Origin of the sequence: Bacillus sp. B2-WWTP-C-10-Post-4 (assembly GCF_009183805.1) — a bacterium.
Taxonomy (GTDB): Bacteria; Bacillota; Bacilli; order Bacillales; family Bacillaceae_G; genus Bacillus_A; species Bacillus_A cereus.
Map to the genome: position 1 here is coordinate 1 of NZ_WEII01000151.1, position 7,711 is coordinate 7,711.

Consider the following 7,711-nt stretch of genomic DNA (forward strand, 5'->3'; position numbering starts at 1 on the left):
TACGTTAAGTGAAACTAGATAAAAGAGGGTTCCTAGTATGTTAAAGAAATGGTTAATCATTTTCTTTATTTTTGCTGTTTTTTGTGGAAGTGTTGTTACACTAATACATGCAAATAAAGGAAAAAAATATGATACAAAGGCATTTTCTAATGTAAATAGTAGGCAAAAAGATGTTAAGCAGGAAATTGATGCGAATGAGAAAAAGCGTTATGAAATTGCAGCTGGAAAACTAGATCAGTACTTAAAAGATAAAGGATTTAATGGGAGTGTTCTTGTAGCAAGTAAAGATCATGTCATTTTACGAAAAGGCTACGGTTATGCGAATGTGAAAGATCAAGTATTAACAACGCCAAGAACGAAATATCGCATTGGTTCTATTACGAAAACAGTTGTTGCAATATCTATTATGCAACTAAAAGAAAAAGGGAAGTTGAACATTGAAGACAATGTAAATAAATATATCCCATCGTTTCCAGCAGATAAAAATATTACGTTACGAAACTTGTTAACACATACGTCTGGATTACCAGAACAGGGACAAGGTAGTGTTGACGCAGCATCACGGTTAAAGTTAGTAACGTGGATTGGGGCACAAACGTTACAATTTCCAGCAGGGACAGGATGGAAATATACAGATTATAATTATATGGTGCTTGCATATATTGTAGAAAAAATATCAAATAAACCACTTGCTGAATATGTGAAAGAAAATATTTTGACTCCTGTTGGAATGAATGAATCTGGAATGGGTGCAACACTCCCAGAAGATATTTTCTTAGCAGAAGGGTATACGAAAAAAGATAATAAGTTAATAGCCACACCTCGCTTAAAAATGAACTGGCTGTATGGTTGTGGTGAAATGTATACGACTGTTGAAGATATGAAAAAGTTAGATGAAGCTATTATGGATGGTAAACTACTTTCTAAACAAAGTGTATCAGATATGTTTTCTGCATCACCTGCAAGAAAATATGGATTTAGTTTCTATATTTATCCAGATTATTATCATAACCACGGTGTATTAGCTGGTTGGAACACATTTAATAATTTTAACTGGGATAAACGAACGTTTGTCATATTATTTTCTAACGTCCAAAATGGTATGAATGATGCATTTAATCAAGAATTTAGGAAAATGGCGAATGATTTAATAGAAGGAAAGGGAATATAAAAAAGAGCCTCTAGCGAGAGGCTCTTTTTTATAGAGCTGAAAACTCCTCAACAAGTTGAGTGAATTGTTTTAATGCACTTTCAATCGGTTCTGGCGTTGTTAAATCGACGCCAGCTTTTTTCAATAAGTTTAATGGGTAGTCTGAACTTCCGCCTTTAAGGAATTCAATATAATTTTTCTGAGCATTCGGATCACCGCTTAATAGTTTATCAGCGATTTGAATGGCAGATGCGAATCCAGTTGCATATTTGTATACGTAAAACGGGCGATAGAAATGAGGGATTCTAGCCCATCCGTATTTTACTTCTTCATCAAATACAAGTGAATCACCGTTATATTCTTTAAATAGTTTTTCATAAATTTCACTGAAGACTTGTGCATGTAATGGTTTACCTTGTTCCGCCATTTCATGTGTGATTTTTTCAAATTCTGCAAACATAATTTGTGTAAAGAAAGTACCTTTGAATTTTTCAATAAAATGGTTAACTAAATGGTTACGCACGTTCGTTTCTTTTGCTTCTTTTAATAAATAGTGAATTAATAACACTTCATTTACTGTAGAAGCGACTTCTGCCACAAAGATAGAATAATGTGCAGAAATTCTTGGTTGGTATCCATGTGAATAGTGCGTATGCATACCGTGCCCGCATTCATGAGTAAGAGTGAACAGGCTATTTAAATCATCGTGATGATTTAAAAGAATGAAAGGATGAACACCATATACACCAAAGTTATAAGCACCAGAACGTTTTCCTGGTGTTTCTCTTACGTCTATATATCGTTTATCTTTAAAACTTTTTAATGTCTCAATATATTCTTCTCCTAAAGGAGCTAGTGATGCAATCATAATGTCAAATGCTTCACTATATGGGATGTCTTGTTTTGCACCTTCTACTAAATCGACGCCTAAGTCGTATTGTCTTAGTTCATCTACGTTTAATTTTTCTTTTCGAATTTCATTGTATGTATGTAATGTTTGAATGTTTTTTTTCGTTGTATCAATAAGGTTTTCATATACTTCTTTCGGAACCATATCGCCAAATAATGATTTCTCTAGCGCTGATGGATAGTTTCTTAGCTTCGAAACGGTAACATTATTTTTAATAGCAGCGGATAAAGTAGATGCGATGGAATTCTTTAACTGAACATATGGTTTGTAATATGCTTTATAAGCTTCTTTACGCTTTTCACGATTCGTATCTTCTATTAACTTTGCATACATTCCGCGTGTTAAGTTCACTTTTTCTCCATCGTCAGTCGTCACTTCACCAAATAATATATCTGCATTGTTTAACATACCAAATGTGTGCTGTGGAGAAGAAAGAGCTTCACCCATCTGTGATAAAATTGCTTCTTGGTCCTTATTCAATACGTGTTTTTTATAACGATATAATTCAAATAAGTCTTCTTTATAATATTGTAAGCCTTCTGTTTCTTCTATGTAAGAATGTAATGTGCTTTCGTCTATGCTAAGTAAGAAGGGGGAAAAGAAAGATTTAGCTGCACTTACTTTCACGTGTAATTGTGATACTTTATCGACAAGAGATTGCGCGTCAGTATCGCGTGTATCAAGGTCAGATTGTAATCGTGCATAAGCGAACATTAAAGATATTATGCTAGAAATTTCTTCACTCTTCGTTAAATAAGCTAATAAACTATTGCCATCGTGAATATTGCCATTAAACTCGTGTAATTCCTTCGTTAATACTTCAATTTTATGAAAATCACTTTCCCAATCTTCAATTGTATGGTAAATGTCTGTTAAATCCCATTTTTCTATATCAGCTACTTGTAATCGATCTTTAAGTTCTGTCATAATCATTTCCTTTCTAAACATGTAGTCATATTTCTATATAACTATGAAATACAACAAATTGCAAAAAATCCCTGCTGAAAATTGAAAAGCCTTGCTAAAATAACAAGGCTTACATACTTATAGTGTAATTCCAAATTTTGAATGTAAAAGGTTTGTAAATTGCATGTCTGTAACGGTTTCTTTCGTTTTTTTACCATTTTTCGTTACTGTAAGGCTATCTTTCGTTAAAGAGGCATGCCCATCTTCAGTTAGTTTTACAATAAGAGGTAGTTTATTAAAGGGTGACCCTTCATGTTCAACGATAATTTTTTGTGCTGTATTTGCTTTTTCTTCATCCACTTCTTCTATATAAAATGCATAGCCTAACGTCCAATCATCAGCAGAAGATTGATCCAAGAACTCATTGTTTTTCCGCATCTCTAAAATGTAGTTTCCCTTTTCGTTCATTTCTTTACGAATACGATAATCTCCTGTAACAGAGTGAATGACTTCACCTGAGAAAGGGACAGGGGCAAGAGGTAAGTATGATCCGAATCCTACTTCAATTAAATAAAGTTCATTATGATGTGTTAAAACGGTTGCAATATGGCCAGAATCAACAGCCCATATGGAGTTTGTAGCGTTATAAACTGTTCCTGAAACGAGATGAACATCGAATCCAGAATCTTTCAGGAAGTAATACATAGTAGGATTGAGTTCATAACAAAGACCGCCACGGTTATTTACTAAAATTTTCTCTTTCAAATTTTCTTTTGATATTTCTTTAAAATTCTTTTCGAGAATATTTAAGTTTTCAAAAGGAACAGTTTGTGCCATTGCGTACATAATGTTAGATAAATCTTCAAATGAAACTGTGTCTTTTTCTTCTATATGTAATCGTGCGAAAAATTGTTTTTGAAAGTCTGTCATCGAAATCCCTCCGTTATGCTTTTATAGGTAAATTGTAAACAATCTTGAATAGGATGTGAAATTAAAACTACGTTGAATATTTGAAATTAGATTAAAAATAATATGAGAGAGTGAGAGATTGCTACTTTACTAACGGTGGGACGAATATTATAATAATTCTGATAAACTATGCAAACGCTTTCTTGGAAGGGGATGGTGTACAGATGTTTAAAAGAATAACAATAGTCGGATTGTCAGTTGTTATGTTTTTACCTAGTATATATGACGGGAGTAAAGCATATGCAGACACAGTTAACAATGGAACGTTAATGCAGTATTTTGAGTGGTATGCTCCGAATGATGGAAATCATTGGAATCGTTTGCGTACTGATGCTGAAAATTTAGCGCAAAAAGGAATTACATCTGTTTGGATACCACCTGCATATAAAGGAACTACGCAAAATGACGTAGGATATGGAGCATATGATTTATATGATTTGGGGGAATTCAATCAAAAGGGAACAGTGCGGACGAAATATGGGACGAAAGCACAATTGAAGTCTGCAATTGACGCTTTACATAAGAAAAACATCAATGTATACGGTGATGTAGTTATGAATCATAAAGGTGGGGCTGATTATACAGAAACTGTCACAGCAGTTGAGGTAGACCCGAGCAATCGGAATATTGAAGTATCAGGTGATTATGAAATTAGTGCGTGGACGGGATTTAACTTTCCAGGGCGTGGAGATTCTTATTCTAATTTCAAATGGAAATGGTATCATTTTGATGGAACGGATTGGGATGAAGGAAGGAAATTAAACCGAATTTATAAATTTAGGGGCATAGGTAAAGCATGGGACTGGGAAGTGTCTAGCGAGAATGGGAATTATGATTATTTGATGTATGCAGATCTTGATTTTGATCATCCAGATGTTGCGAATGAAATGAAAAAATGGGGAACGTGGTATGCGAATGAATTAAATTTAGATGGTTTTCGTTTAGATGCTGTTAAACATATTGATCATGAATACTTGCGCGATTGGGTAAATCACGTTAGACAGCAAACAGGGAAAGAAATGTTTACAGTAGCTGAATATTGGCAAAATGATATCCAGACTTTAAATAATTATTTAGCGAAGGTTAATTATAATCAATCTGTGTTCGATGCACCACTTCATTATAATTTTCATTATGCTTCAACAGGAAATGGAAATTATGATATGAGAAATATTTTAAAAGGAACGGTAGTTGCGAATCATCCTACACTTGCGGTTACTCTAGTTGAAAATCATGATTCACAGCCTGGTCAGTCATTGGAATCTGTAGTGAGCCCTTGGTTCAAGCCGCTGGCATATGCATTTATTTTAACGCGTGCAGAGGGGTATCCTTCTGTTTTCTATGGTGATTACTATGGTACAAAAGGAAATAGTAACTATGAAATTCCAGCGTTAAAGGATAAAATTGATCCGATTTTGACGGCACGAAAAAACTTTGCATATGGTACGCAACGTGATTATTTTGATCATCCAGATGTGATTGGCTGGACAAGAGAAGGTGATAGTGTACATGCTAATTCTGGTTTAGCAACATTAATCTCTGATGGACCAGGAGGGGCAAAGTGGATGGATGTTGGAAAGAATAACGCAGGGGAAGTATGGTACGATATTACGGGTAATCAAACAAATACTGTAACAATTAATAAGGATGGTTGGGGACAATTCCAAGTAAGTGGAGGATCAGTTTCCATATATGTTCAGCAGTAATTTGGTGATGAAATAGGAGAGGGAAATATAAGTTTTCCTCTTCTTTTTATATTGTTATCTTTCCTAAATCTTTATGTTTATAAATGAACTAGTCGGCTTTTGAAACACCAAGAGATGCATTGGAATAAATAATGTCATCTTATTCGTACTCGAGGAACATCTCCTTACTGTGATTGCTATAGAACTAAATATTAGTATGTTTTTAATGTGATTTTAATAGATATTATATTTGCTTTACGATAAAATTATTATAATGCAAAATTACACTATCATCATAAAATGATAGTTAATGGGTATTTTTATACTTGTGGTTATTAGTGTTTTCTAAAGTAAGATGATGAGTTTTTATTATTCAAGTTAGCGAAGATAGTTTGATGTAGCGCTTTTTAGAAGAAGTTCTTTATATAAATCGTAATTTAAAATCCATAGGCACATTTCTGTATAGGTGGTAGTAGCAAAAGGAGAGGCAATATGAAAAGAACAATAATGAAATATAGTATAATGTTTAGTTTATTACTATTAACATCATGTGATATATCGAATGAAGAAATTGAACAAAAAGCACAAAGTTATACAAAATCGGAGTATGGTATGGTTGTTAAATTAAACGGAGTTGAAACTCTGGATAACGGAAAGGACTTCCTTGGTCCAAAGGGGCGGATAGTTACTGTGCAGCAAGTCGATGAACCACACTTGCAATTTCAACTGTACTTCGAGGGGCAAATCTCTCCAGAAGTAAATAATGATAACTATGAAAAGAAAAAGGAAGCAAATAATTTACAAGGAAGATTTAATACATATTATGGAGAGAAAAACACTATATTTACTTTTGATCAAATGCAGACTGGGGATAATGTTTCCGATAAGAATACTGAGGAACAAATAGCGAAGAAAAATTTGCAACAGTATTATACGGCAGTTTTTAAAAGTAATACTGTTTTAGATGTAAACAATTCTGTACATATGGAAACATTAGCGGGGGTTGCAAGAAGTATTCAGGAATTTAATAAAACGATTGAAAATAGTAAAAGTAATGTAGAAGATATAACGATTCAGTTGCCAAATATTAATAAGGATGTACTACAAAATATTCCTGTAGATTATATAGTAACGGCTGAAGATGCGAAAAAGACCCTTGAGAAAAAGGTTGATTATATGAACATTTTACAGTCTGCAAGGAAATAGTTTGACACCTTTACTTCTTACAAAACATATAGTATGATGATTTCAGTAAATTAGATTTCAATGACTATAATATAAATTAATGAGAGGTGCTTTTTGTGAGTGCGGTAGGTACTAAATAGGAAAAATTTAATGAAATAAATCGGATAAGACCAGGGGATTTTTATGTACATCATACCCCTAATTTTGTCATGCATTTATTTCAAAACCTATGAAGATACCTACAATACTTTATAAAGCGTGTAATAAGGGACTGCCATCTATTTTTTTATGGCTTATTTCCTCATATGTTATTACAAATGCCTTGTAAATGTAAAAGCTGCGGTATCCCCGCAGCTTTTTTGTATATGTTTTTATTGTATAATTATGGAATTTTATATATGACTCATTGGAATCTAATGAGTAGGTATCTTCATTTATGATAAAAATCAATCATAGTGAGGAGAAACAAAATGAATACGATGACTTTTGAAAAGCTACAATATAACGAATTAAAGGATATAGTGAAATCTTATTGTGTAAGTGGATTAGGTAAGGAATTATTAAACAAATTAGAGCCGAGTACGAGTATAAAAGTAGTGAGAAATCGGTTGAATGAAACGACAGAAGCACGAGCTATATTAGATGCAGAAGGGCATGTTCCTTTCTTCGGCATTTCTAATATTGCTAGTACAATTCAAAAATTAGAAAAAGGGATGATTTTAGATCCAGAAGAATTAGTCAGTGTTTCAGACTTTTTACGCGGATGTAGAAAGATTAAAAAGTTTATGTTAGATAAAGAATTTTTTGCACCAGTATTAGCTTCTTATGCAAATTCAATGACTGAATATAAAAGTATTGAAGAGGAAATTAACTTTTCAATTAAAGGAAATAGTATTGATGCAGCTG

Annotated in this window: 5 protein-coding genes and 1 pseudogene; 4 read left to right on the forward strand and 2 right to left on the reverse strand. The window is 33.2% G+C overall.

Annotation, left to right across the window (positions count from 1 at the left end):
• The first annotated feature begins 37 nt into the window (after window positions 1–37).
• Window positions 38–1,171, forward strand: coding sequence for a serine hydrolase domain-containing protein (locus GBN78_RS27355; protein WP_088046476.1), 1,134 nt, complete (start codon window positions 38–40; stop codon window positions 1,169–1,171).
• 28 nt (window positions 1,172–1,199) lie between these two features.
• On the opposite strand, the gene pepF is transcribed toward GBN78_RS27355, so the two are convergent.
• Entirely contained in the window at window positions 1,200–2,987 is a 1,788-nt protein-coding gene (gene pepF, locus GBN78_RS27360; RefSeq protein ID WP_030026791.1) for an oligoendopeptidase F, read from the reverse strand.
• Between the two features lie 117 nt (window positions 2,988–3,104).
• The gene (locus tag GBN78_RS27365) at window positions 3,105–3,896 is read right to left on the reverse strand and encodes an arylamine N-acetyltransferase family protein (RefSeq protein ID WP_088046474.1); all 792 of its coding nucleotides are present in this window, start codon (window positions 3,894–3,896) and stop codon (window positions 3,105–3,107) included.
• Between the two features lie 203 nt (window positions 3,897–4,099).
• On the opposite strand from GBN78_RS27365, the gene amyS reads away from it, so the two are divergent.
• The 3 genes and pseudogenes from amyS to GBN78_RS27380 all read left to right on the forward strand — a co-directional run.
• Window positions 4,100–5,641: an alpha-amylase gene (gene amyS / locus GBN78_RS27370; protein WP_044584728.1), complete on the forward strand. Its 1,542-nt coding sequence runs from the start codon at window positions 4,100–4,102 to the stop codon at window positions 5,639–5,641.
• Between the two features lie 471 nt (window positions 5,642–6,112).
• A complete protein-coding gene (locus GBN78_RS27375; RefSeq protein ID WP_000831441.1) occupies window positions 6,113–6,826 on the forward strand; it encodes a hypothetical protein in 714 nt (237 codons plus the stop codon).
• Between the two features lie 449 nt (window positions 6,827–7,275).
• Window positions 7,276–7,711, forward strand: a pseudogene (locus tag GBN78_RS27380) (endonuclease MutS2); the annotation flags it as partial.

Bases quoted from the DNA above. Each gene is read 5' to 3' on its own strand.
- GBN78_RS27355 (WP_088046476.1), top strand. From the start codon at position 38: ATGTTAAAGAAATGGTTAATCATTTTCTTTATTTTTGCTGTTTTTTGT.
- pepF (WP_030026791.1), bottom strand. From the start codon at position 2,987: ATGACAGAACTTAAAGATCGATTACAAGTAGCTGATATAGAAAAATGG.
- GBN78_RS27365 (WP_088046474.1), bottom strand. From the start codon at position 3,896: ATGACAGACTTTCAAAAACAATTTTTCGCACGATTACATATAGAAGAA.
- amyS (WP_044584728.1), top strand. From the start codon at position 4,100: ATGTTTAAAAGAATAACAATAGTCGGATTGTCAGTTGTTATGTTTTTA.
- GBN78_RS27375 (WP_000831441.1), top strand. From the start codon at position 6,113: ATGAAAAGAACAATAATGAAATATAGTATAATGTTTAGTTTATTACTA.